Genomic DNA, 23,990 nt, shown 5'->3' on the forward strand with positions numbered 1-23,990 from the left:
CTGGGATCAAAACTCAAAGCGCCCGCCGAGCTGGAGCTGGCCGTCATCCAGGAACTCGTGTCCGAGCAGGTACCGATAGGCGAGAAACAGGCTACGTCCGTTGCCAAACACCGCGGTCAGCCCGATGGTGACGTCGCCAAAATTTCGATCCGGTGACTGCGTGGCGTAAGCCAGGGTTGTGCCGTTGGCGTCGCCGACAAACGTGGAGGTCAATTCGCGGGCGTCGTTGTCGAACTCGCGCTGCCAACCGAGTCGACCGAATGGCTGCAGCACGCCAAAGTCGGTGCTGACAGCCCGGGCCACCTGAACGCCTGCGCCCAGGATCAGCGACTCAACCCCCTGATCGGCGAAGCGCTGGGCCAGACCGTTGCCGCTTTGCTCGGCGTAGCCGTCGATATCGGTATCGGCAAAATCCAGCGCAAGCCGCGGGGTCAGCGTCCAGGCGTTGCGGGCGATCGTTCGCCCGAAGCTGATCCCGGCCAGAAGCTGGTCCCCGTCGGTGCTCCCCGTTGCAAGGTCGGCGACGTCGAAGGTGGCCTCATCGGGCCCGCCCGCGTTCACCGTCAGCCGGTAGGCGATATTTCTCGTTGAATCGAATTCCATGTTGCGATGTCCAAGGTACCCCTGGACCCACCAGCCGTTCTCAAACGCTCCGCTAACCAGCGCGGTCAGGGACCAGCTGTCGGCGTCGAGCTCGCCCGCCTGCCCGTCGAAGTCCGCGTCAGCATTTTCGAAGGTCGCCAGCCCGCCGACCACCCAGCGGTCGTTGATCCGGTAGTCCAGGCCGAAATCAAAAGCCCTCACGTCCTCAGAAAACCCGTTTTCGAAGTCGCTGCTGTCCCGATCCCGATCGCCGAGTCTCGCGTTGGCGAGCAGGGACCAGGCGCCAAAATCGCGCCGCACTGCGGCGCTGTCGACGCGCTCGTCGTCACGCGTGGCTCGCCGTCCCTGTGCGCCGACAACCCCAAGGTTGTTGCCAACCGCTGCGGCTGAGCGGCGGTCGCCCGACCCCGGTCCGGCGTTGATGATCTCCTGGCAACGGTCAAAGAACGTGCTGCCGGGCTGCGCTCCGGCGCAAACCGCGATCCAGCTCGCATCCAGCACTTCGGCGGGTGAGCTTTGGCTGTATACCTTGCCGGAATAAACAACCATCGAAAGAGCGGCAGCTGCGCCGCAGGCGAAGATCCTCATAGTCCTGGTCCAATCCCTTGTGTTGGTCAGTCTGAATGTTAGCCGGCAGACCGCCGGAAATATTGACGGAATCCTGATGGTTTCGTGACCAGACGGGTTTTTCGTGGCTTCCGTCCCAAAAAAAGTCTCGTCGATGTTGAGTCGGCGTTGACAGGCGCACTGTCCTGATCAGGCCACAACTAACTCGTGGGTTGATCGTTTGCCCCTGAAATTAAGGCATTTCACATCTTCTAGCGGTTCAGGGTCGTCTGCTGGCTGATTTGTGTATATGGCAGTTGATCTCGGTCAAAAGCGGGCGTCATCGCCCCTTGCCTACGGACGAACCCCGTTTCGGTTGGTTAAACGTTGGAGGTTGCAAAGCAAAATGGAATGCGCGCCGTGTAATAGGGAATCGCACCAACCAGCGCTCGACAAGGAAGACTCGTCAGCGGAAAGAACTAAGGCGCCGATCAGCAGAGCGTCAACTGTACTTCGGCTTTCAATGGATCTCGATAATGAAATTTGCTGTTCCAGTTGTGTTGTTGGTCCTGCTTGGATATCTCGAACCTGGCGCCGCTAGCATGTGCGTGAAACGATCCGTAGAGGAGAAGTTTGTCAAAGCAGACGCTGTTTTTTCGGCCTCAATCGTCGGAGTCGATGACCCTTGCGCTGACGACAGTTCCATCTCTAATGCCGATGTCTTGGTTTTCCACTATCGAGCCCTGCATAGCTGGAAGGGTGACCCTGGTGCCACCGGTGCTTTTCGCGCATGGCGCAGCTCGGCTTCAGTAGGGCAAACCTACCTGATCTTTGCATTGGGCCGGCCCGATGGGTTTTGGAGTAATGGTCGGTGCTCGGGATCAGAACCTTTTTCGCTGGCCCTCGAACAGCGCCTGATACTTGGAAAACCCACCATCGTTTACGCCGCGTTACCCGAGCCCGTGACGCTGGATTACCTTTGGTCTGCAATGGAAAACACAGGTGCCCTGGCAAATCATGCGGCGAGTCTGCTGGCCGAATTGGGGTTGCAGGAGTCCTTGGTTGCCTGGGCAAGGGGTCGTGAGTGGGAGTTCAGCCCAGGTGAATCGTTCGAGCAGCTACTGAACGTGCTGGCGTTGGCCGGTCCCGCCGGAATGCCGTTCGTTCGAGAACTGGATTCCTATCTGTCTAAGTCCAAGGTACCCGAAGTAAAAGAGTACTGGATCGATCTCCTGATTTACCTGGGAGAGGGTGATGAGCTGGTGCAGTGGATTTGGCGTGGCCTGGCAGATCAGAGCGAATGGGTGCGCTATGCCGCCGGCCGAGCGACCAGCAAGCTAACTGGAGAGACGGCGCAGCAACTCATGACGCTGCTGGAGCGGGAACTTTCCAATACTGACTACCAGCGCAGAAAGGATGTCGTCAATGCTTTGAGTCATTTTTTTGTACTCGAGCCCTGGACGATTGACGCGGTTTGTGAGGAACCCGCGGGCGACTATGAATCAGGAAGTCGCTTCCATCGCAACTGCATCCACGCGGTCCTTAATAATCGTGATGCGGCACAACAAAGCGCGACGGGAAAACAGGTCATCGCGGATCTCGAAAATCGAAACTCATGGTGAGGTTGAGTTTCCCGGTCTCGGTAATAGTTACCAGGTAGGCAGATCGTATCGAGAGGGCTGTCCCGGAGGTTGCTGCAGTTGGCGGAGCCTGGGGAGCCTGTCGCCGATACGTCATCTTGATGACAAAAACTGCCGCACTCGGCCCAATAATATGCTGGGCAGCAAGGCGTTAGGGTTTCGTGACTCATCTTGTGTTCGCAGGGTCCGATGCCCCAAATGCGAAGTGAATCAATGAGGATTCGCTAGCCCGAGTTGGCGGCTTCTACGAGCCACCGCGAGGTATGCGCTACCTGCCAGCCAGCTCAAATCCGGCCGCCCTGATGTCCGTTATAACGTTTTGCTCGGTCTCCCCTGAGGCCAATGTGCGGGCTAGCTGCTTGAGCGTTTGGTTCTCGAACTCGACGTAAGCCTTAAAAACGGGCTCGTCCGCAATTGCACGGAACACCGGCTCATTCTCCACCCGGATTGCCAGCGAGTTGAAGGGTACCGCGACGGCCTGGTTCTGCAAGATTTCCAGATCTTCGAGCGCCCCCTGCTCGTCGCCGATGGCGGCCAATAGCTCAGCCCTGATCATCCGATTGGAGGGTCGGGACTCGAAAGCCTGATCGGACAGTCGAGAGGTATTGAGCAGCAGGTCGGCGAGTCGTCTGGCCGCGGAGGTATCGCCCACCTGCTGATAGCAGTGCACCAGCAGCACGACGGGAATCATGTCGGTGCCGTCCAGATATTCTGCCTGCTCGGACTTCAGCGAGGGATACTGCCGCTCCAGAATATCGATGGCTTTTTGATATTCGCTGGACATGGCGTAGGCAAGCGAGCTGGCCTGTGCGAAAATTTCATGGCCGGTTTCCGCGAAAAGTCTATCGGCTTCAGCGGCAGCGGTGGGGTAATCCTCTTCCAAGCGAGCCCGAATGATCGATCTGACGTCTAAGCCACCGTCCAATTCCTTGAGAACATCGAGCTGCGTCATGGCACGGTCGGCCTGGTCCAACAGGAGGTAACCCGTGGCCTGAGCGAACAGCTCCTGTGGGTTGGGATCAATTTGTACGCCCCGCTCGCCCCAGAACAAGGACCGATCAAGCCGCCCCTGGTACCACTCGAGGTTGCTGAGGTATCGGAGCGCCAGGGCAGACTCGGGAAACAGCGCCTGAACCTTATAGAGGTGGTTTCGCGCTTTTTGCACCTCGCCCATCGCCATCTGCGCGCTGGCCAGTCCGCTGAGCGCAAGGATATTGAGCGGGTCGAGCTCCAGCGCCCGCTCGTAATAGTCTTTGGCCTGCGGGAAGTCGTTGGTATCGATATAGATAGACGCCAGCCACTGCAGCGCTAGCACGTTTCCCAGGTCCTTCCGCAGAGCCTGTTGATAGAAGTCCAGGGCGCGTCGCTTGGCGCTAGGATCACTAACAGTGATCGCGCGCAGCTCTTCGACCAATCCTGCGATAGCCAGCGTATCTGCGCTGGGCTCGCCTGCCGTCAGCGCCTGGTCGATCGCCTCGGAGGCGTTGCTGATCGCTTCGTCCGGCGAAATTGCCCGGAAATTCCAGTAGAGCAGCGCAACGGCGTGAGCGTAGCCTGCGGCATACTGAGGTGTCTCCGGCGAAATCGCTCTCGCCTCGGCAAATAGATCCCGGGCACGCTTCACGTCATCCAGGTTGCGTTCAGCAAGCGCAGCCTGGGCGATCAGATAGAGGTTCTGCGCCTCGAGATTCCGCGGCGGCCGTGTCGGGCCGCTGGACTCTCCGATTAGCTCGGCCCGCATGGCCGCCGCGACGTTGCTGGCAATCTCGTCCTGGATGGCAAACACGTCCCCGTCAGTGCGATCGAAGGTCTCAGACCAGAGGTGAAAACCGTCGTCGGCCTGAATGAGCTGTGCCGTCACCCGCAGCGTGGCGCCCGAGCGACGCACGCTGCCTTCCAGAATGTGGGCGACTCCCAGCGCGCCGGCGATTTTGCGCAGGTCTTCGTTTTTGTTTTTGTAGTAGAAGGAAGAGGTTCGGCCCGCCACCTTAAGGCCATTGATCTTGGCCAGCACGTTAAGCAGCTCTTCCGACAGGCCGTCGGCAAAAAATTCGTCGTCTTTGGAATCGCTCATGGCGACAAACGGCAAAACAGCAATCGATTTTTCGAGTGCGCCAACGGCAGATAACGTACCTGCCGCCGCGGTTGTCGGCCCGTGCTTTGATTCAGTGACCTCAACGGTTTCCGCTGGTGCACTTGGTTTGGGCCCATCAAACTGCTGAAACGCAACCAGGCCGATGACCAACACAACGCCCGCCAGCGTGAAAAGGTCGAGCCGATGGCCGGTCCGCGGTGCAACGCTTGCAGCCAGGTCGACTTCCTCGGTTTTTTTGAGGCCGTCGGGCGTCAGCTCGTAAACCCAGGACACCACGATCACCACGGGCAGCGTGATCAGCAGCGCTGCCGCAACCAGGGTATCGAACCACTCTGGCAGGCCCATGCTTCTTCCAACGCGGTCGCTACCTGCAGCAGAAGCCAGCCGCCGACCAGAAAGGCGCCGACGGCCCGAAAGACGTTTCGCCGATGGAGTTCGGCAAAATAACTGCCCATGAAATAACGGATCCCTGTCAATCCCACCTGAACCCCTAACTCTGGGGGACTGCGGCTGAATTCGCAAGCTCAGCGAAATGGGCCAAACGAACTGACGCCGCACAATATCAGGATTCACTCCCGAGACGTGATCTCGGTCACATTCGACCACGCGTTCAGCGCACTACCATGCAGCAATGCAACGCGTTGGAGGCAGCTTTATGAACGTGATGCGCAAACCGGCTTCGGCCAGCCTGTTCTGCTGGCTGTCCGCTGCCGGTTTTTTTCTTCTCGCTGGCACTACCGGCGCTGCGTCGCTTTCGGGAGAACAGCGGGTCTGGCACCGGGTCACGTTGACGTTTGACGGGCCGTCATCCAGCGAAACCGCCGATCCGAACCCTTTTCTCGATTACCGACTGAACGTCACCTTCTCTAAGTCAACGACAACCCTCACGGTCCCTGGCTACTTTGCTGGAGACGGCACCGGCGGCGCGTCCGGCGACCAGTGGCGCGTCCACTTTTCGCCACCCGAGGCAGGTAATTGGACTTGGTCTGCCAGCTTTCGGCAGGGTGAAGATGTGGCGGTCAACGATAGCCCAACTGCCGGGACGGCTGCCTCTTTTGACGGCGAGTCCGGGCAGTTCTCGGTCTCGGGCTCCGACAAGAGCGCCCCGGACTTTCGTGCAGCTTCGCGCGGGCTGGTTCAAAACCGTGGTGGTCACTATCTGACCTTTCCTAACGGTCAGCCGTGGATCAAAGGTGGGCCCGATATCCCGGAAAACTTTCTGGGCTACGAGGGCTTCGACAATACGCCCAATGCCGGCCATTCCTTTAGTGCCCACGAGAGCGACTGGCGTTCCGACGATCCAGACTGGGGAAACGGTGATGGCCGCGCCATTATCGGCGCGCTCAACTACATCGCTGATCGTGGTGCCAACACGATTTACTTCCTGCCGATGAATATCGGCGGGGACGGGCGCGACACGTTTCCGACTATCGGCGAGCAGAACAAGACGCGTTATGACCTATCGAAGCTGATCCAGTGGGAGATGGTTTTTGCCCACGCGCAGGCGCGCGGCATCTGGCTTCATTTCGTGCTGGCAGAGACCGAATCGGCCAACGAGAACTACCACGATAATGGTCAGCTTGGCCCGCAGCGCAGACTGTTCTACCGCATGCTCATCGCCCGTTTCGGGCACCACAACGGCATTCAGTTCAACCTGGGAGAGGAGAACGATTACGGCACGAACCGCCTGCGGGAGTTTGCCGCTTATCTGAAGCAAACTGACCCCTACGATCATCCGGTTACCACGCACACCAAGAGCAATCAGTACAACCAGTTCTACGAGCCGCTGTTAGGCAACGGAGACTTTGACATCACTTCGTTTCAGGGCGGCAACTCGCGAAACAGCATGTACAACCTGATTCGCGATTGGCGGGGTCAGTCCATGGCGGCTGGCGTTCCCTGGGCGATTTCCTTCGATGAACCGCAGAAGATTGAGAACGATGCTGACGATGTATCCAACGGCTACCCCCACGGGCGGCGGGACAAGATGTGGCCAGCCTACATGGGCGGCGCCGCGGGCTTTGAGTGGTATGTGCAGCAGGACGGCGGCGGCCATAGCTTCGACCAGGCCATCGACGACTTCTCAGAGATGGACGTGGCGCTCCGCTGGGCCGGTTATGCCGTCAGTTTCTTTGAGTCGCTGCCGCTTCAGAACATGGTGCCGGTTCCCGGGCTCGCAGATTCTGGCTCCGGCGGCACCTCCTACGTCCTGGCGGCGCCGGGGCTGACATACGTCGTCTTTAACGATCGCAACGGCGAGGACTGGACGCTGGACCTTTCCGAGGCGCCGGGTGTTTTTGAAGTTTCCTGGTTCGATCCGCGCAATGGCGGTGCGCTGCAGACTGGCACTCAAACCGGGGGCATTGCCGGTGGTCAGGAAGTGAATCTCGGCAGCGCGCCCTATGCGGTCAACAACGATTGGGCCGCGCTGGTCACACGAGTTGATGGCGGCAACCTGTCACCCAGCGTTCAGATCTTGGCGCCGGCATCCAACGCTCAGTTCGATGTGCCCGCAACCGTCCAGGTGACCGTGCAGGCCGTAGACGCGGACGGGACGGTCGAGCGGGTCGCGCTTCGGGTCAACGACGTGTCCCAGGGTGATCTAACCGATTCGCCATTCAGTTGGACGCTGGCCGATCTGACGGTCGGCTCGTACGACCTCATCGCCGAGGTCGAGGACGACGACGGAGCTATCACTCAAAGCCCGACGACGACCATCGTGGTGACCGAGCCTGGTGCCGGGCCACAGGTTGTCGGAGCCACGCTAGTCAACGCGGCAAGCAACACCGACATCATGGATCTGAGCGACGGTGCGCGGATTGCCCTGACGGATGCACCTGCCTTTAACGTCCGGGCAGAAGTGTCGCCGGAGGTCGCCTCGGTGAATTTCTCGCTCACCGGCGTCGAATCGCGCACCCACACCGAAAACGTTGCGCCCTTCACCTTGTGGGGGGACAACGGCGGCGATTACAACGAATGGATTCCGGCGCTCGGCACCCATACGCTGACCCTGACACCGAGGGACGCTTCAGGGGCTGCCGGATCGAACATGGTGATCGAATTTCAGGTCGAGGTTGATGCGGTCTCGGAAGGTGTCTTCGCTAATGGATTCGAAGCGGACTAACCGACTCTCAGGTTCGTTATGGCCTAACCCGATGCTGCTGCGGCCACCGAATTTCGACGGCCAGGCCGCCGCTGTTGCGTAGCGTGAGTTCGGCGGTGTGCAGCTGGCAAACCGCCGCGACGAGACTGAGTCCCAGCCCGTTGCCTTGCTCTCCACGGTGTTTCGGAAGTCGATAGAAGCGATCTAGGACTCGATCCAGTTCCAGATCCGGAATGCCGGGTCCCGTGTCGCGAAAGGTCAGCTCGATGACGTCCGCCTGCTGACTCAGGGTCATGGTTAAGCCTGCTTCCTCCGGCACATACTTGAGTACGTTATCCATCAGGTTGGCCACGCTTTGCATCCAGAGATCCTGGTCACCATGTACCACCACCGACCCCTGTGGAACCTCAGCCGTCAGCGAGATTTTTTGCTCCTCAAACGCTGGCTGATAAAGCTCCACAGCGTCTTTGAGCATGATGAGCAGATCAAAATCTCGGAAGCCTTGGCGCAGGCTGCCGCTTTCGACCTGGCCGATGCGAAGCAGTGCACTGAAGGTATCGAGCAGCTGGTCGGCCTCCGCCTGGACCGCGGCTACCATCGCCGCGTCCGGATTGGGCGTTCTCAGCAGCAGGTCAATCTGGCCTCGCAGGCGCGTCAACGGCGTGCGCAGGTCGTGAGCAATGTTGGCGCTCATCGACTGCAAACTGTCGACAAGCGTCTCTGTGCGCTCCAACACACGATTGATTTCATGAGCCACCTCGTCCACGGGCTCCTTTCCGTTGACCGCAATGCGCACGCTGTAGTCGCCTTCGCCGGCCCGACGGCAAGCGTCCCGCAGATTCAACAGCGCGGCGGTTCGCCGACGATGAGCGATCCAGGTATAAGACATTGCCAGGGTTCCGATGAGAAGAGCGGCAAGCAGTGTAGCTCCGCCAAATTCTTCCAGAGCGAGCATGGCCGCCGGGCTCTCCACACCCAGAATGACCCGGGATCGGTCATCCAGCCTGCGCTGCACGGCGATGCAGGGCCGCTGCACTGAAGGTTCGTCTTCAAAAGGCAAGCGTCGCAGCAACATGGGCTCCGTGGTCCAGTCCGGGATCTGGGTCAGATTGCTCACCACGGTAGAACCTTCAGCGTCAAGCAGCGCAGCGCAGCTCTCGAGCTCTTCCAGCGGCTCGCTCTCCTCTTCAAGCCACGCTTGCAAGATCTCCAAGGTGGGTAACGTCAGCCTTTCTTCGTCAAACTCTTCGAGCGAACCCCAATGAATTGCGGCGAGCTGCTCGAGTCGCTCGTGGAAAATTTCCGGCGTTTCTTCGAGCATGAGCCGCAGCGCATATTCCGGCGGCACTGCGGGCTCGACGCGAGCTTCTTCCCCCAGCAAAACGAGCCGAGCGGACGTAGCCGGCGACGGCGACCGTTCCGCGATCGCCTGGATGTAGGCCGCGCGGAATGTGGCGAATGAGGGCCAGTCCTCGAAGTCGACTTCGATCTCCCGGTTCGAGTCGTCAAAGGCCGACCAGAAGCTCACGGTACTTAGCAGCTCGTCAATTTCTTCATTGGCCCAGACGGCACGTTCAGCTCTCAGGGCTCGGTCCGTCATGTCCAGCACCCAAAAAAGCAGAGCTGTCATCACTAACCACAACAGGAGGGTTGGCCCGAGGTGCCGAATCAGTTTCATGACGCCCCCCCGGCGCTGATGACGTAGCCCGCGCCGCGAACGGTCCTGATCATCGACTCATCCGAGTCCGGCTTATCGATCTTTTGGCGAAGTCGACTGATGTGCACGTCGATCACGTTGGTCTGTGGATCGAAATGGTAGTCCCAGACCTTTTCCAGAAGCATGGTTCGCGTCACGACCTGGCCTGCATGCAGCATCAGGTACTCCAGCAGCCGAAACTCCCGCGGCTGCAGTGCGATACTCTTGCCGGATCGCGTGACCTCGCGCCCGAGTCGGTCGAGCACAAGATCGTCCAGAGTCAGTTTGCTGGTGGCGGCCTCCTGAGCGTTACGCCGATGTAGCGCCTCAATTCGCGCAAGCAGCTCAGAAAACGCAAAGGGTTTGGTGAGGTAGTCATCGCTGCCGGCATTAAACCCCTCGACGCGCTGATCGACCTCCGCCATAGCGCTAAGCACGAGGATAGGCACCCGGGATCCAGCGCTTCGCAGCGAGCGAATAATCGCGAGGCCGTCGGTTCCGGGCAGCATTCGGTCGATCACCAGCACGTCGAAGCTGCCGCTGAAGGCAAGCTCCAGCCCCTGAGTGCCGTCAGAGGCAACGTCCACCGTGTGGCCGCTTTCCTTAAGCCCTCGCGAGGCGAAGCTGGCCACGCTTGGATCGTCTTCGATGATCAAGATATGCACGTAGGTGCCCTGGCTTCCGCTAGCAAATAATTCTACGAACCCGGTCTCAATTCGGGCATTACCATTTGTTAATGGTTCGGAAAGGTTCCCGCAATCTTACCGCGCGTAGTGTGTCTGTCTCCTGTTACCTATCGAGGAACCGCGAGCATGAGACTGCACATTCTTACTGGACTGAGCTGGCTTGGTGCTGTTGTCAGCTGCTGTGCTCTAGGGCAGGTGGGAGAGCCACTGTTTACTGACGGCTTTGAACGGACCGGCCAAGCGAGTCCACAAGCGTCAGCCTCTCAATTTCTTCACCGGGCGACGTTCGGTCCGACCATGGCGGAGATCGATCGTGTAGTCGCCATGGGCGAGGCGGCCTGGATCAACGAGCAGCTTGCGCTGCCTGTGTCCTGGACACGTCCAGGCCTGGCGCCGCTCGCCGAGCGGAACTATCAGGAGTGTCTCCAAGATGGTGACACAGACTGTGACCGCTATGTCGATCCGCTCGATCGTCAGAATATCTGGTGGCAAACCGTAATTGCCGCGCCGGATCAGCTGCGCCATCGAGTGGCGTTTGCGCTCAGTCAGCTGTTTGTCGTCTCCGACCGCAACGGCGAGCTGATCGACTTCGCCGAGGCCATGGCCGCCTATTACGATCTGCTGCTGACCCACTCCTTTGGCAACTATCGTGATCTTCTTGGCGACGTGACAAGAAGCCCGGTGATGGGCATCTATCTCACCCACATCCGCAATCGTAAGGCGGTCCCGGCGCTCAATATTCGGCCCGACGAGAATTACGCTCGCGAGGTGATGCAGCTGTTTACAATCGGTCTGAATCAGCTGAATCCCGACGGCACGTTAATCCTTGATGATGCCGGTCAGCCACTGGTCACCTATACCCAGGCCGACATCGCCGGCATGGCGCGAGTGTTCACCGGCTGGACGTTCGCTGACGTTTCCTGTGAAGATTTTGAGTACGACGACGCCGGCGATCTCGTTTCGCCGATGCAGGCCTGCGAGGACTATCACGATACCGACGCAAAAGTGATCATCGACGGCGTTACGCTGCCGGGTGGACAAACGGCGGCTGCAGATCTGAATGCGGCGCTGGACGTGCTGTTTACCCATCCCAATGTCGGTCCTTTCGTCAGCCGACGCTTAATCCAGCGGCTGGTCACCAGCAATCCGACCCCTGCCTATATCCAGCGAGTGGCGGCCGTGTTTGCTGACAACGGCTCGGGCGTTCGCGGGGATCTCGGCGCGGTGGTGAAAGCGATTCTTCTCGACCCGGAGGCGGCGGCCGGCACGAGTGGCAATGTCGCTTTTGGAAAGCTCCGTGAGCCGCTGCTGCGGCTTTCGAACCTGTGGCGCACGTTCGATGGACGATCAGAGGTAGGTGAATACTACGACTATCAGCCAACGATGGCGGGGCAGGCCGTGTTGTCTGCTCCATCGGTCTTCAATTTCTTTCTGCCGGATTATCAGCCGGCGGGACTTCGCGGCAGCCAGCCTCGCCTGGTGGCACCGGAGTTCCAGCTAGCATCGGACGACAAGCTCACCTTCAACCAGAACTCGATCGACCTGAATGCGCGCTACTTTATCGACGGCGCACCTTGGGTCGAGGCTGAGGATGAAGAGGCTGAGGTGGAGTTTGGGCCTAGGACTGTGCTGCTCCATCCCGCCGCAGAGCTTGCGCTGGCCTCGAACCCAGAGGTGTTGCTGAACCGGCTCGATCTGCTGCTGCTCGCCGGCACCATGTCCACCGAACTTCGGCAGAACGTTCGGGCCCGACTCCAGCAGATTCCGCCGGCCTATCCGTACGTTCGCGTCGGTGAAGCCATCGCGCACGTGATGACCTCCCCCGAATATCTCATTCAGCGCTGACCAAAACGAAGGAGCAATCCATGAAACAGCAATCCGTGAATCGACGCGCCTTCTTAAGAAGCCTCATGGCCGCTGGCGTCAGCACCGCCGGAGCCGTAGGTGCACTCAGTACCCTCAGCCGGGCTCACGCCGCCAGCAGCCTGGCCGTCAAGGGAAGCCCCGCCGACTACAAAGCGCTCGTGACGGTATTTCTTTACGGGGGCAACGACTCGTTCAATATGATTGTCCCGAGTGATTCGCGCTACGCGGAGTACGCGTCTGCTCGGACGAACATGGCGGTGCCCCAAGCCCAGCTTTTGAACATACCCGGCACCGGCTTTGGTCTACATCCCTCGATGCCCGGCCTGCAGGGCCTTGCGGCTCAGAGCCGGGTGGCGATGGGCCTGAATGTGGGCGTCCTGCAAGCACCCACCAATCGAAGTGACTACGAGATGGGTCGGGCAATTCCCCCACAGCTATTTTCCCATGAGCATCAGCAGATCGTCTGGCAAAACGCGCGTCCAACGGCGCTGGCCACCAATGAGGGCTGGCTGGGGCGGGCGGCTGATCTGATGGAAACGGCTTATCCCCAGCAGTCGCTGCCGTTCAACGTTTCGCTGCAGGGAAGCAACACGCTGCAGGTGGGGCCGAGAAGCGTTGGCTACGCGGCAACGCCGACCGGGCCGGTAGCGCTGGACGTGGTGGAGGAAAACGAAGATCTGGCAGCGGTCCACGACCAGATTCTCAACCAGTCCTACAGCCATCCGCTGATGCAGGAGCATGTGGCGATTCGCCGACGCGCGCTGGACATCTACACGCGTTACGCCTCAGCCTTCAACCCACTGCCTGTGATCCAGACGCCGTTCGCCGAGGGAAACGAGCTGGCCTCGCAGCTGCAGGGGGTCGCGCGATTTATCGCAGTGAGCCAGCAGCTGGGTATCCAGCGTCAGGCGTTTTTTGTGGGCATTGGCGGCTTCGACACCCACAGCGGGCAGCTCAATGATCACCCAGGGCTCCTGGCAGCGTTGGACAGCGCGATTCAGTCTTTTTACAACGCAACCGTCGAGCTGGGGATGGCCGATAACGTCACCCTGCTGACCCTGTCAGAATTTGGTCGCACCCTTGGATCGAACGGGGACGGCACGGATCACGGCTGGGGTGGTCATCAGCTGGTGGTTGGTGGCGCGGTTAACGGCGGCATCTACGGTCAGGCGCCAACGCTCGTCATTGGCGGGCCCGACGATGCGGATGAGGGAAGACTCATACCGACGCTTGCGCTGGAGGAGTTTCTGGCGCCGGCCATGCGCTGGTACGGCGTCTCGGAGTCCGACCTGGACGTGGTATTCCCGAATCTGAATCGTTTTGATCAGCGAGATCTGGGTTACATGGCCGAGTAAACGAGGCTGTCTCCAGCCGGCTAAGGTAAGGCCCTTGAGCGGATTTAAGCTGGCACTTGTTGTGGTCTCGTTTGGGGCTCTCTCTAAGGATCGCAAAGACGCTGCTTCTCCTCTTCGACTAAACTCTGGGCATCGCAAATGTTTTAGGTCCGACGATGTACGAACGCCGCCTAGGTTTTCTGGACTGGATGAGAGACAACCTTAGGGCACCGTCAGAGGCGCTCGAGCATTCGAGGCTCACCATGTGGGCACATTATGGTCACTAGGCGGCCCATAATGTTTCAACGCTTGCGCGAGAAGCTAATCGACCAGGATTGGGTCGGCGTTTCTGTTGAGCTGCTGATCGTCGTAGTCGGTATTTTCCTGGGTCTCCAGGCGTCTGCATGGTATGAGGACAGGCGCGAGCTCGCGCTGAGTGATGAATACCTAGAGCGACTGAGAACGGAATTCACAGAAATAAAAGCGGAGATTGACGGAGCCATCGATACCCATCAGAAGATTATTGATGGGCTCCAGCGCCTGCAGGTTGTTTTGAATTCTGGCCCGATGTCTGACGCTGATATCGCAGCGATAGAGTTCGGACTCATGAACGTCTTGAATATGGATACGGGCGGAGGCGTCTCGGCAACTTATCAAGAAATACTGACCAGCGGGCAGCTCAGACTGATCAGCAATAAGCAACTGATCTCAGCGTTAGCCGAGTACCAGGAACATGTCGACAACGCCAAGCATTTCTTCGCAGACTTTCGGCGAATGCAGATGCAATATGAACGAGATTTCAACCGTCAACTGACCTTTGGAGAACCAGAGCGGTTCGAGCCTCGAGGGTTTCAGGTTCCGTTTGTGGTTGACTATGACATGGAGGCGATGAGAAACGATGCCGATTTTCGGCAAGCGCTTGTGCGCATGATGACCTTCCAAATCTATTTTCAAGCGGCCCACTGGCAAACTGCGCGGGCCGCGCAGGTGGTTTCTGCTGAGTTAGACAATCCGTAGATTCTATCCAGCGGCAATTTCGCGGCTTTGTCTGATCCCGGTTGCGCTGAGAAACACCTAAGAACGACAACTATTGCCCTAGACTTTGTCGCACGAAGCATCCGAAACCAGGTTTTTGGCTTGCGATGCCCCTGACTTTAAACTGGCCGCCGTTATGAACCCCGATAAAGACGAACTCTGGTTTCTGCCGCTCGGCGGCTGCGGCGAAATCGGTATGAACATGAATCTCTACGGCCATGCCGGCCAGTGGCTGATGGTGGACTGTGGTGTAACCTTTTCCCGCTCGGACGAAACCGGTCCTGATGTTCAGATGGCGGACCCCTCGTTTATCGAAGCCCGTCGCGATCAGCTCAGCGCGATGCTGATAACCCACGCTCACCAGGACCATGTCGGCGCGGTGGCCTATCTCTGGCCCCGCCTGCAGTGCCCGGTCTACTGCACGCCCTTCGCAGCGGAGATTCTGCGCCGAAAGCTGCTGCGCGCAGGCCTTGCGGACATGGTGCCGGTGCACATCGTGTCGCCTGGAGCTCGGCTGGAGCTGGGGGATTTCACCGTCGACTGGATCGACTTGACCCACTCGACGCCCGAGATGCAGGCGCTGCTCATTCACACGGAAGCTGGGTCCATCTTCCACACGGGCGACTGGAAGCTCGATCCGGAGCCAGTGGTGGGGCCTGCGTTTTCTGAGAACCGCTACAGGCAGATCGCCGACCTGAACGTTCGCGCGATGGTCTGCGACTCGACGAATGCGACGGTGCCCGGCCGCGGGCGTAGTGAAGGTCAGCTGTACAAGGCGTTACTCGAGGAAGTGCAGGGTGAAGAGGGGCGCATTATTGTCGGTTGTTTTGGCAGCAACATCGCCAGGCTGGTGACGCTGGCCCGGATCGCTAAAAACACCGGCCGCCGTGCTGCGCTGCTCGGGCGGTCATTGCAGAATTACCATGCGGCAGCCAGAGCCGCTGGCGTCTGGGACGAAGAGCTGGAGTTCATTGACCCCGCTCACCTGGGGTATCTGCCGCCACATGAGGTGATGGCCATTGCCACCGGCAGTCAGGGTGAGCCGCGGTCGGCACTCAGCCGGCTTGCCGCAGAGACCCACCCCAATATGCTGGTGGAGGCAGGCGACAAGCTGCTCCTCAGCTCGCGCGTTATTCCCGGAAACGAAGAGGCGGTCGAGGAACTGCAGGCGCGCCTTCGGCTGCTGGGCGTCACCGTGGTTCAGGACAGCTTCGCGACGCCGATTCACGCCTCGGGCCATCCCGCCCGGGATGAGCTGGCGGACATGTATCGCTGGGTTCAGCCGCAGGTCGCTATCCCGGTACACGGCGAGGCTGTGCATATGCACGCGAACGCGCGGCTGGCCAAAGAAGTCGGCGTGCCTCATCAGCTGCTGGGCAGAAATGGCGATCTGTTCATGCTCGCGCCGGTCCGCGGAATCCGGCGCGGCGCGGTTCAGACAGGTCGGCTGGGCTTTGAGGATGATCGCCTAATTCCGTGGGCGTCTCCGGAGCCGGATCTCCCGCTAGCCGCTCGGCTATGACGCCATTGCGCGATATCGACATCCGCCACACTAATTGGTGTCGCGCAGTCTGTAGCGGGAGCATGTCGCATATGGCAAAAACTTCGATGACCTAGAAAGTATCACCGACTGCTACCGCCCAGTTCACCTCGCAATACTTTGGCAGAAATTGCCTTCACCGCTTATTCACGAAGGCACGATGCACCCAGCTTGCTTCAAACACACAAGCATCTTTTGGCTGGAGGACACCAACCATGATCGACATTCGAGCAAAACGCCCCTGTTTCCGTCTCGTTCCTGGCATCGTGCTGGCGATGATTGCGGTGGTATTAACTAACGCAGCGACGGCCCAGAGCACCATCCATGACGTCAGCGCGGCAAGCGGTATCTCAGTCGCCGCGCCCGTGGCGTTTGCCGGGCTCTCTGCCGCCACAACGCTGGCGGCAGCAACGCATATCACCGTCAAATCCATCGAGGTGTCAGCGGTCGGGACGGCCGTCGTGGCAGAAGCGCTGGTAGACGGGGCTGTGACGGCAGTCAGCTTTACGATCGACGGCGCCGCGGGGTTTGCGGCGGGCGCCGGTACGGTTCTCGAAGCGGCATCGGTCGCGGGAGGCGTTCTGCTCTATGACGGCAGCCAGGCAATTGCGCTGCTGGCCGATGAAGAAGGTCAGAAGCTGCTGTTTCATGAGCGGCTGACTCCCTGAACCTTCGGGCATCCATCAGCAACCGAAGCGGGAAAGACTCAGCGATGTTGAACCAGATCTCTATTCTCTGGCTGAGGTTCAGCGGCATTGCTGCCGCTCTTGCCATGGTCCTAACGCTTTTGATTGCCGATCCCGCCCTGGCCGGCCAGCCCTGCGAACAACGCAGTCATACGGTTGAGCAATTGAGTAATGGGATGGAGCTGGCTTCTCGAACGGCCAGGGCTTTGGATCGGGAGGCTGTGAGCGTCGGCGTCATCGCCCGGATGGGGCAGGACCTCAGCAAATGGCAGCAGCGCTATTCGCATATCGGTCTGGTTTACCGGAGCAGCGAGCCAGAGGCTGACCCCGTCTGGCGCGTTGTTCATAAGCTGAACGACTGCGGCTCAGACCGGGCAAACGTTTATCGACAAGGGTTGGCCGAGTTCTTCACCGATGGCCCGTTCGACTGGGAAACGGCGATTGTCCCGCTGACGCCAGAGCTCGCAGAAGAATTTCTCCCGGCGCTAACGAACGATCCGAAGCTCCTCACCGGGCTCCACGAGCCGCGGTACAGCATGGTGTCGTACGTCTGGGGCACCCGCTATCAGCAGTCGAATCAGTGGGCCCTGGAGACGCTGGCAATGCTGCTCAACCCAGAGATCCGCACTCGCAGTCAGGCGCAGCGGTGGCTCATGGCTGAGTCCTACCGGGCCGATCGGCTGCGGCTCGGAACGCTCACCCGACTCGGCGCGCGAGTCACCAAAGCGAACGTCGCTTTCGACGACCACCCGAGCCGTCTGAGATTCGCTGGCCGGATCGACACAACCACCGCTGATTCCGTGCTGCGGTGGCTCGAGCGTACTGAGTTCGGCGACGCTCGGTTTGTCGTTCGGTTGAACTAAAGCCTAAAGCCAAGCCGCCTGGCAGACGCCGCTGCGCTCTTGGCAGGCAGCTTGAACAGGACTGATGGCAGGCGCAAAGGTGCGGGGTGCGGGTGGTACGATTCGCCGCGAACTTTGCGGAGAGTATTGCCATGCGGAAGCTAACTGTGGGTTTCGTCTTTTTTGTTGCGGCGCTGTCTGCCCACGCCGCTGCCTCCTATCGGGATGTTCTCGAAAGCGCGTATCCGGCTGATGGTCCGGGGGCTGCGGTGCTGGTCGTCAAGAACGGCGAGGTGGTTTTTCGCGACGCGGTCGGGATGGCTAACATCGAGCTCGGAATTCCGCTGCGGCCTGACCACGTCTTTCGACTCGGGTCGATTACCAAGCAGTTCACCGGCGCTGCCGTGATGCTGCTGGTCGAAGAAGGGAAGGTGGATCTGGATGAACCGATCCAGGGATACCTGCCGGACTATCCGGATCATGGCCACACGATCACCACTCGCCATCTGCTGACGCACACGTCGGGCATCTTCAACTACACCGATATCTCTGGCTATTTTGCTGAGGGTCGTACCCGCGCTGATCTCACCACCGAAGAATTGATCGAGGTGTTCGCCGACCTCGAGATGAATTTTGCTCCCGGAGAGCGATTTAGCTATTCAAACTCTGGCTACGTCCTGGCTGGTGCCATCATCGAAAAGGTATCTGGCCAGAGCTATGCCGATTTTGTCCAGGCGCGGATCTTTGAACCGCTCGGCATGGAAAACAGTCACTACGGTGGCACTCAGCTCATCAAGGGCAGGGCATCGGGCTACAGCGCCGGTGGCGAGGGTCCGGTTAACGCGGACTTCATCAGTATGACGCAGCCTCATGCTGCCGGCTCGCTGCTTTCCACGGTGGACGACCTGGCCAAATGGAATGCGGGGCTGTTTGCCGGTGAGTTGCTAACGGAGGCGTCCGTCGAGGAAATGATCAAGCCCTTCAAGTTGAATGACGGCAGCGTATCGCGCTATGGCCTTGGGTTCTCCGTTGACGACTTTCGAGGTGAGCCTTCCGTTTCGCACGGCGGCGGCATCAATGGTTTCACCACCCAGCAGCGATACCTGCCAGACCAGAACATCTATACCGCGATCCTGACCAACACGAACGCTAAGTCGCCCAGCTACACCGCCGACGTCCTCTCCTCGCTGGCTATGGGTCGCCCGCATGATCCGCAGCCGATCGAGATGGACGCAGCAACGCTGCAGGAGTACACGGGCGCCTACGAGGTCGCCGAGGGTGATCTCCGGAAAATCTTTTTCGAGGACGGAAAACTCTTCAGCCAGCGCACCGGCGGCCAGCGATTTCCGATTTTTCCGACGGGCGAAAACACCTTCTACTATGACGGGTCATTTTCCTACATCGTGTTTGATCGCAACCGCCGTGGTGAGGTCGTGCGGATGCTGTTCCATCCCAACGGCGCCAAGAAAGCGAACGTCGCCAAGCGCGTTGGACCGGCCGAAGAAGAAGAGCGGGCCGTGGCGGCAGTGTCGCCCGAGCTTTTCGATCTTTGGGCCGGCGTGTATGAGATCCAGCCTGGTTTCAATCTGGTGATCACGCGCGAAGGTGACAGTTTGATGTCGCAGGCCACCGGACAGGGCAAGTTCCGCCTGTTGCCGGCCTCTGCTAACCGATATTTCCTGCGCGAGGTCCCTGCGGAGGTGGAATTTGCGGTTGGTGACGACGGCCGTGCTAATGAGTTGACGCTGTATCAGGGTGGGCGCGAGATTGTTGCATCGCGGCTGGAGGAAGGCTGAGTCTCGCCTCAGACTCTGTTGTACTCCGGCCAGTTTGGCGCTGAGGATTCAAATTCGCGCTTAAACCTACTGTCTGAGGGCTGGCGAAAAATGCCGTCCGGCTCTTGATGGGTCAATTGCGTGCGGTGGATCACAGGTTTTCAAGGAATGACGACCAAATCGCCCAGTTCAAACGCTGGTTCACACGGTCAGGTGGCATTTTTTACCTAAACCACGGCCAGCGGAGTCTGTAATGATCCACCTGACCCCAACCCGGTGCGCTCCGGGCGCACGGGCCATCGCCAGCAACTCGATGACTTTTCTGCTGCTTTCGGCGCTATTGCCGGGCATGGCGTACGCGCAGGACTTTGTGCCGCCGACCCATACATTCAAGGATTTAGCGGTCTTCCAGGAAGCCACCGGCGCGCAGGACCTTACGGGACCGCTACCGGAAGTCAGCGGCCTGGTTTCCCAGCAAACCGTCGGTCAGGTGACCTTCGAGACCGACGCGCCCTCAGCGCTTGAATTTGGCCCCTGGTTTATTCCGGAAGGCGATTTGGTGCAAACGTCAGACCCGTTCCGGCTCCTGGTAGACGGGCAGGATGTGTTCAGCGTCGTTTTTGCGTCGCCGGTTTCCAGCTTTGGTCTCGAGCTTCGCGCAATCGGTCCGGACCAGCCCCGGCTTGACGGTGAGGCCGCCGATTCTGCCTACAACATCACGCTATGCCGAGTCGTCTTTTCGACAGGAAACGGATGCCCGGCGGCTGAGGTGATTGATGAGGTTCTGCTGCGTGTTCAGCGACTAAATAACCTTGCGCCGGACCAGTTTGCTGGCTTTTGGTCAGATGAGCAGATCGCTCAGGTGTCGATCGAAGACCTGAGTGAACCGACTGACGGCAACGAGCTGTTTGGAAGGGTGTACGGTGGCAGCGAGCCGCGTCCCTTTCCCGCGTTCGACCGTTTTGAAAATGACGACCTGCCGCTGACGGCCTCCTTTCTGGCCGAGGACATCGTGCTTTTCGGGGAGAACTTTGCCACGCGTCAGGTTCATTCCTTTCACCTATCGAACGACGAAGATTGGATCTTTTACGGCGCGACGCCAAAAACCGTGGAACTGACCGTCAGCAGCGATCAACCCGAATTTCACGCCGTGGTTGACTTCTTCCCGGGCGAGCGCGCTGGCGATGCGTCCGTATCGTCGCTGATGACTTTGGGCGACTGTGCCGGACCTCCAGGCACGCTGACCTTGAGTGGGCAGTACCCGTCGGGGGGCACGCTGGTCAGAGTGCGTAACTGTGATGTGGAGGAACCGGTCCGCTACGACTTTCTGCTTGAGGTGATCGAATTCGATAGAATCTTAGGCGGAGCTGTGGGAATTGGTACCGTCACCGAGGAGGGTACAGGTGACCCGGTCAGCGTGGCGCTCCTGAACGATGATGGGCGCCTGTCCTTTTCCAGCCCCTCGTCTGGCGGCTTTCGCTTCCTCTTTCTCCCTGGCGTCGAGACCACGCTGACGGTGGTTTCGCCGCTGTTCGAGGCTTTGCCGGTTGTGGTGGAGGCAGTCGGTGAATTCGAATCACCGCCCCCAGTCGAGGTTGTTGTGCGGCCAAAAGCGCAAATTCTGTTTGCCAGTGGATTTGAGCAGCCATAAACGCCGTGCAGGCTACCAACAGCGCCCGGGGATAGTCGGCGGCGCCTAAACAGGGTAAGTTTCAGCGTTCCGCTGTCGGCTGTTCGGAGTCCTAAGTTCCGCTTTGAAAAGACTTTGGCGACTGGCGTTAGTCGCATCCCTCATTCAGTGCGTTTGGGTGCTTCCCGCCGCTGCGGTCTCCCCGATCGCAGTCTCCGGCGAGGAAACGGGGGCGCCACTCGGAGAAAGCTTCACCATCTGGCATGACCCGACGGGCGCTGCGGATCTTGCGCAGGCCCGTACAGCGTTCGAGGCCGGAGAGTTCAAGCCACCGGAGGGCGGCGGCTCAACCGGGCTGGCGCCCGGGGCGTTCTGGAGCCACTTTGAGCTCCAGAACACGTCATCGGATTCGATCGAGCTGCGTCTCGAATACATCGATCATCAGCTGATCTTTCTGCGGGCCTTCCAGGCTTCGACGGGTGAGGCGACCTTCCGGCAACTGGTTGACCTGTCTCTTGAGCGGCCATTCTCGGAGCGGCCCATCCCGCACCATCGATTTGTGGTGCCTGTCGCGTTGGCTGCGGGCGAGTCCGCCGAGTTCTTCGTTCAGTACGGCTCGCATGACATGGGCTTCGTATTCCCCGAGCTCCGAATCTGGTCTCCCGCTTCTCTCGCGAAGTCACAGGGTCTGGAGCTCACCGTCATCAACCTGATTGTCGGCGGCCTGCTCGTGATGGCGCTGATCGCGTTTGTCGCCGGAGTCGCAACCGGCGGCCGGTTCTTCTACTTCTATGGGCTGCACGCGCTTGCATCGATCGCCGTTTGGTACACGGTGCTGGGGTTTACCCACCAATTCCTTCTCACTGAAAGCTTCAACTGGCGCTACATGTCGATTACCGGCGCCATCAGCCTGCTCACCGGCCTGTATTTCGCTCGGGAGTTCCTGCAAACCCGGCAGCACACGCGCGGTTTCGACTACCTGCTGCTGTTTCTGATCTTTAACAGCGTCTTTCTGTTGTTTTCAGCGGTTTTTGGCCAGATCACCCTGGCCATCATTTCCATCACACTGGCGCTGCTGCTTTATCCCATTGTGTCGGTCGTGGGCCTGGTGCGTTGGTATCAGGGCGCGCGGGAGGCGGCCATCTTTACCTTTGCCTGGACGATCCTGGTGATCGGTCTGTTTACCCAGGCGCTTCGGGACCTTGGTGTCGTTGAGCACAACTTCGTCAATTACTACTGGCCTGCGGTGGGGTCTTACGCCGAGATGGCCGTCATTCTGATCGCCATGGGCGTTCGCATCCGCGATCTGCGCGGACTGAAGGAGGCGGCCGAGCGAGCACATCTCGCGCAGCTCACGCAGAGCAAAACGCAGCTCGAGGCGCAGGTGGCGGAGCGGACCGCGGAACTTGAGGCGGCCAAGAACGCCGCAGAGGTCGAGGCCCGCACCGATACGCTTACCGGCGTGGACAACCGTCGCAGTTTCATCACCCAGGGCCAGCAGATGCTGGACCGGTGCCGTCGTGAGACGCAGCCATTGTCGCTAGCCATGCTCGACATCGACCACTTCAAAGCGATCAACGACAAATACGGCCACGACGTCGGGGACCGGGCGTTGGTGGCCTTCGCCCAAGAGGTGATGACCCTCATCCGCGATCGCGACCTGTTCGGCCGGGTGGGCGGCGAAGAGTTTGCCCTGATGTTCGGCACGGATCGAGAGGGTGCGGAGCACACCGCGAAGCGGCTGGTTAAACAGATTGCGGAGATTCGCCTAGACGTCCCGAATGGGCAGGTCAGCTTTACTGCCAGTATCGGCATCGCACACCTGGTTGATGAGACCGACCTGCAGGAACTGCTCAAGCTGGCGGACGAAGCGCTCTACGTGGCCAAGCAAACCGGGCGAAATCGGGTCTCGGTCGCAGACAGATCCTGAAGCTGCCTGACAGTATTCCGGGCCGCCGTGAGCCGGCAACTCCACGAAAAACCTCGTATTTTTATATGACTTTTGTCGGTAGTGGAGCGCCTGCGATCGGCTAGAATGGCTCGCCAGCTCCCCTCACTACGGACATTTGCTATGAAACAGACCCTCCTTACCGTTTCGGCCCTCGCACTGGCCGGATCCGCCGCCGCCGCTGATCTTGACGACGTTCTCTCGTGCAACTACGAGACGATGGGCGGCATCGACAACATTAAGTCGGTCGAGTCGGCTCGGATGAGCGGAACCATGACCATGGGGCCGATGCAGGCGCCCTTCACCATCGAATTTCAGCAGCCCAACAGCGTACGTCTCGAGTTTGAGGTTCAGGGTATGACCGCCGTGCAGGCCTACGACGGCGAAAAGGGCTGGGCCATCATGCCGTTTATGGGCAAAACCACGCCTGAGGAGATGGCTGACGACCAGCTCAAAGAGATTCAGGAAATGGCTGAGTGGGAAGGTCCGCTGGTCGACTGGCAGGAAAAGGGCCACACCGTTGAGCTGATCGGCACCGAAGACGTGGAAGGCACCGAAGCCTATGCGCTGAAGGTCGTGCGGGCCGGCAGCGAAGACGTGGCGACCTACTACCTGGACACCGAGTACTGCCTGCCGTTTCTTTCAAAAGGAACCCGGGATATTCAGGGCAACTCGATGGCCTACTCACAAACCATCGGCGACTACAAAGAGGTCGGTGAAATTGTGATGGCGCACTCCATGATCGCCAGCATCGGCGAGGGCGCGGCTCCCATGCAGCAGGCCATCACCATCGAGAAGACCGAGCTGAACGTCAGCGACATCAACGCCGATCGTTTCGCGATGCCTGAGGTGGAAGAGCCCGCCGCCACCACCGAGTGAACCGACACTCGATCACGCACACCGCCCCTTCCAAGTGGGGGCACTTGCCGGGAGGCGCCTGACGAGTTGTCAGGCGTCAACCCGCA

General features: G+C 59.6%; 16 protein-coding genes. 12 read left to right on the top strand and 4 right to left on the bottom strand.

Annotated elements, in window-relative coordinates:
• Positions 1–6: 6 nt before the first annotated feature.
• Positions 7–1,191, bottom strand: coding sequence for an autotransporter outer membrane beta-barrel domain-containing protein (locus tag AAF358_00765; protein MEM7704049.1), 1,185 nt, complete (start codon positions 1,189–1,191; stop codon positions 7–9).
• Between the two features lie 494 nt (positions 1,192–1,685).
• Between AAF358_00765 and AAF358_00770 the strand changes: the two genes are divergently transcribed.
• Positions 1,686–2,771: a hypothetical protein gene (locus AAF358_00770; GenBank protein ID MEM7704050.1), complete on the top strand. Its 1,086-nt coding sequence runs from the start codon at positions 1,686–1,688 to the stop codon at positions 2,769–2,771.
• A gap of 286 nt (positions 2,772–3,057) precedes the next feature.
• Here AAF358_00770 and AAF358_00775 read toward each other — a convergent pair whose 3' ends face one another.
• Complete coding sequence (locus tag AAF358_00775) at positions 3,058–5,229, bottom strand: tetratricopeptide repeat protein (protein ID MEM7704051.1); 2,172 nt, start codon at positions 5,227–5,229, stop codon at positions 3,058–3,060.
• Between the two features lie 310 nt (positions 5,230–5,539).
• On the opposite strand from AAF358_00775, the gene AAF358_00780 reads away from it, so the two are divergent.
• Entirely contained in the window at positions 5,540–8,008 is a 2,469-nt protein-coding gene (locus AAF358_00780) for a DUF5060 domain-containing protein (GenBank protein MEM7704052.1), read from the top strand.
• A 16-nt stretch (positions 8,009–8,024) separates the two neighbouring features.
• Here the strand turns inward: AAF358_00780 and AAF358_00785 are convergent, their stop codons facing one another.
• Together AAF358_00785 and AAF358_00790 are read right to left on the bottom strand one after the other, a co-directional pair.
• Positions 8,025–9,617 carry a HAMP domain-containing sensor histidine kinase gene (locus tag AAF358_00785; GenBank protein MEM7704053.1) on the bottom strand — a complete coding sequence of 531 codons (1,593 nt, stop codon included), beginning with the start codon at positions 9,615–9,617 and terminating at the stop codon, positions 8,025–8,027.
• A gap of 44 nt (positions 9,618–9,661) precedes the next feature.
• A complete protein-coding gene (locus tag AAF358_00790; GenBank protein MEM7704054.1) occupies positions 9,662–10,348 on the bottom strand; it encodes a response regulator transcription factor in 687 nt (228 codons plus the stop codon).
• Between the two features lie 147 nt (positions 10,349–10,495).
• Between AAF358_00790 and AAF358_00795 the strand changes: the two genes are divergently transcribed.
• The 10 genes from AAF358_00795 (at position 10,496) to AAF358_00840 (ending at position 23,904) form a co-directional block, all read left to right on the top strand.
• Positions 10,496–12,214: a DUF1800 domain-containing protein gene (locus AAF358_00795; protein MEM7704055.1), complete on the top strand. Its 1,719-nt coding sequence runs from the start codon at positions 10,496–10,498 to the stop codon at positions 12,212–12,214.
• Positions 12,215–12,234: 20 nt separating this feature from the next.
• Complete coding sequence (locus AAF358_00800; protein MEM7704056.1) at positions 12,235–13,590, top strand: DUF1501 domain-containing protein; 1,356 nt, start codon at positions 12,235–12,237, stop codon at positions 13,588–13,590.
• A 276-nt stretch (positions 13,591–13,866) separates the two neighbouring features.
• A complete protein-coding gene (locus AAF358_00805) occupies positions 13,867–14,586 on the top strand; it encodes a hypothetical protein (GenBank protein MEM7704057.1) in 720 nt (239 codons plus the stop codon).
• A gap of 154 nt (positions 14,587–14,740) precedes the next feature.
• Positions 14,741–16,126: a ribonuclease J gene (locus AAF358_00810; GenBank protein MEM7704058.1), complete on the top strand. Its 1,386-nt coding sequence runs from the start codon at positions 14,741–14,743 to the stop codon at positions 16,124–16,126.
• A 233-nt stretch (positions 16,127–16,359) separates the two neighbouring features.
• Entirely contained in the window at positions 16,360–16,812 is a 453-nt protein-coding gene (locus AAF358_00815) for a hypothetical protein (protein MEM7704059.1), read from the top strand.
• Between the two features lie 44 nt (positions 16,813–16,856).
• A complete protein-coding gene (locus AAF358_00820) occupies positions 16,857–17,693 on the top strand; it encodes a DUF2145 domain-containing protein (GenBank protein ID MEM7704060.1) in 837 nt (278 codons plus the stop codon).
• A gap of 131 nt (positions 17,694–17,824) precedes the next feature.
• Positions 17,825–19,468, top strand: coding sequence for a serine hydrolase (locus tag AAF358_00825; GenBank protein MEM7704061.1), 1,644 nt, complete (start codon positions 17,825–17,827; stop codon positions 19,466–19,468).
• Between the two features lie 232 nt (positions 19,469–19,700).
• A complete protein-coding gene (locus tag AAF358_00830; protein ID MEM7704062.1) occupies positions 19,701–21,098 on the top strand; it encodes a hypothetical protein in 1,398 nt (465 codons plus the stop codon).
• 103 nt (positions 21,099–21,201) lie between these two features.
• Entirely contained in the window at positions 21,202–23,007 is a 1,806-nt protein-coding gene (locus AAF358_00835; GenBank protein ID MEM7704063.1) for a diguanylate cyclase, read from the top strand.
• A gap of 141 nt (positions 23,008–23,148) precedes the next feature.
• Positions 23,149–23,904: a hypothetical protein gene (locus AAF358_00840; GenBank protein MEM7704064.1), complete on the top strand. Its 756-nt coding sequence runs from the start codon at positions 23,149–23,151 to the stop codon at positions 23,902–23,904.
• Positions 23,905–23,990: the final 86 nt, after the last annotated feature.

It is taken from the genome of Pseudomonadota bacterium (assembly GCA_039033415.1).
GTDB lineage: Bacteria > Pseudomonadota > Gammaproteobacteria > Xanthomonadales > SZUA-38 > JANQOZ01.

What these genes read in the sequence shown, in the direction of transcription:
- AAF358_00765 (MEM7704049.1), bottom strand. Translation starts at nt 1,191, where the DNA reads ATGAGGATCTTCGCCTGCGGCGCAGCTGCCGCTCTTTCGATGGTTGTT.
- AAF358_00770 (MEM7704050.1), top strand. Translation starts at nt 1,686, where the DNA reads ATGAAATTTGCTGTTCCAGTTGTGTTGTTGGTCCTGCTTGGATATCTC.
- AAF358_00775 (MEM7704051.1), bottom strand. Translation starts at nt 5,229, where the DNA reads ATGGGCCTGCCAGAGTGGTTCGATACCCTGGTTGCGGCAGCGCTGCTG.
- AAF358_00780 (MEM7704052.1), top strand. Translation starts at nt 5,540, where the DNA reads ATGAACGTGATGCGCAAACCGGCTTCGGCCAGCCTGTTCTGCTGGCTG.
- AAF358_00785 (MEM7704053.1), bottom strand. Translation starts at nt 9,617, where the DNA reads ATGACAGCTCTGCTTTTTTGGGTGCTGGACATGACGGACCGAGCCCTG.
- AAF358_00795 (MEM7704055.1), top strand. Translation starts at nt 10,496, where the DNA reads ATGAGACTGCACATTCTTACTGGACTGAGCTGGCTTGGTGCTGTTGTC.
- AAF358_00800 (MEM7704056.1), top strand. Translation starts at nt 12,235, where the DNA reads ATGAAACAGCAATCCGTGAATCGACGCGCCTTCTTAAGAAGCCTCATG.
- AAF358_00805 (MEM7704057.1), top strand. Translation starts at nt 13,867, where the DNA reads ATGTTTCAACGCTTGCGCGAGAAGCTAATCGACCAGGATTGGGTCGGC.
- AAF358_00810 (MEM7704058.1), top strand. Translation starts at nt 14,741, where the DNA reads ATGAACCCCGATAAAGACGAACTCTGGTTTCTGCCGCTCGGCGGCTGC.
- AAF358_00815 (MEM7704059.1), top strand. Translation starts at nt 16,360, where the DNA reads ATGATCGACATTCGAGCAAAACGCCCCTGTTTCCGTCTCGTTCCTGGC.
- AAF358_00820 (MEM7704060.1), top strand. Translation starts at nt 16,857, where the DNA reads ATGTTGAACCAGATCTCTATTCTCTGGCTGAGGTTCAGCGGCATTGCT.
- AAF358_00825 (MEM7704061.1), top strand. Translation starts at nt 17,825, where the DNA reads ATGCGGAAGCTAACTGTGGGTTTCGTCTTTTTTGTTGCGGCGCTGTCT.
- AAF358_00830 (MEM7704062.1), top strand. Translation starts at nt 19,701, where the DNA reads ATGATCCACCTGACCCCAACCCGGTGCGCTCCGGGCGCACGGGCCATC.
- AAF358_00840 (MEM7704064.1), top strand. Translation starts at nt 23,149, where the DNA reads ATGAAACAGACCCTCCTTACCGTTTCGGCCCTCGCACTGGCCGGATCC.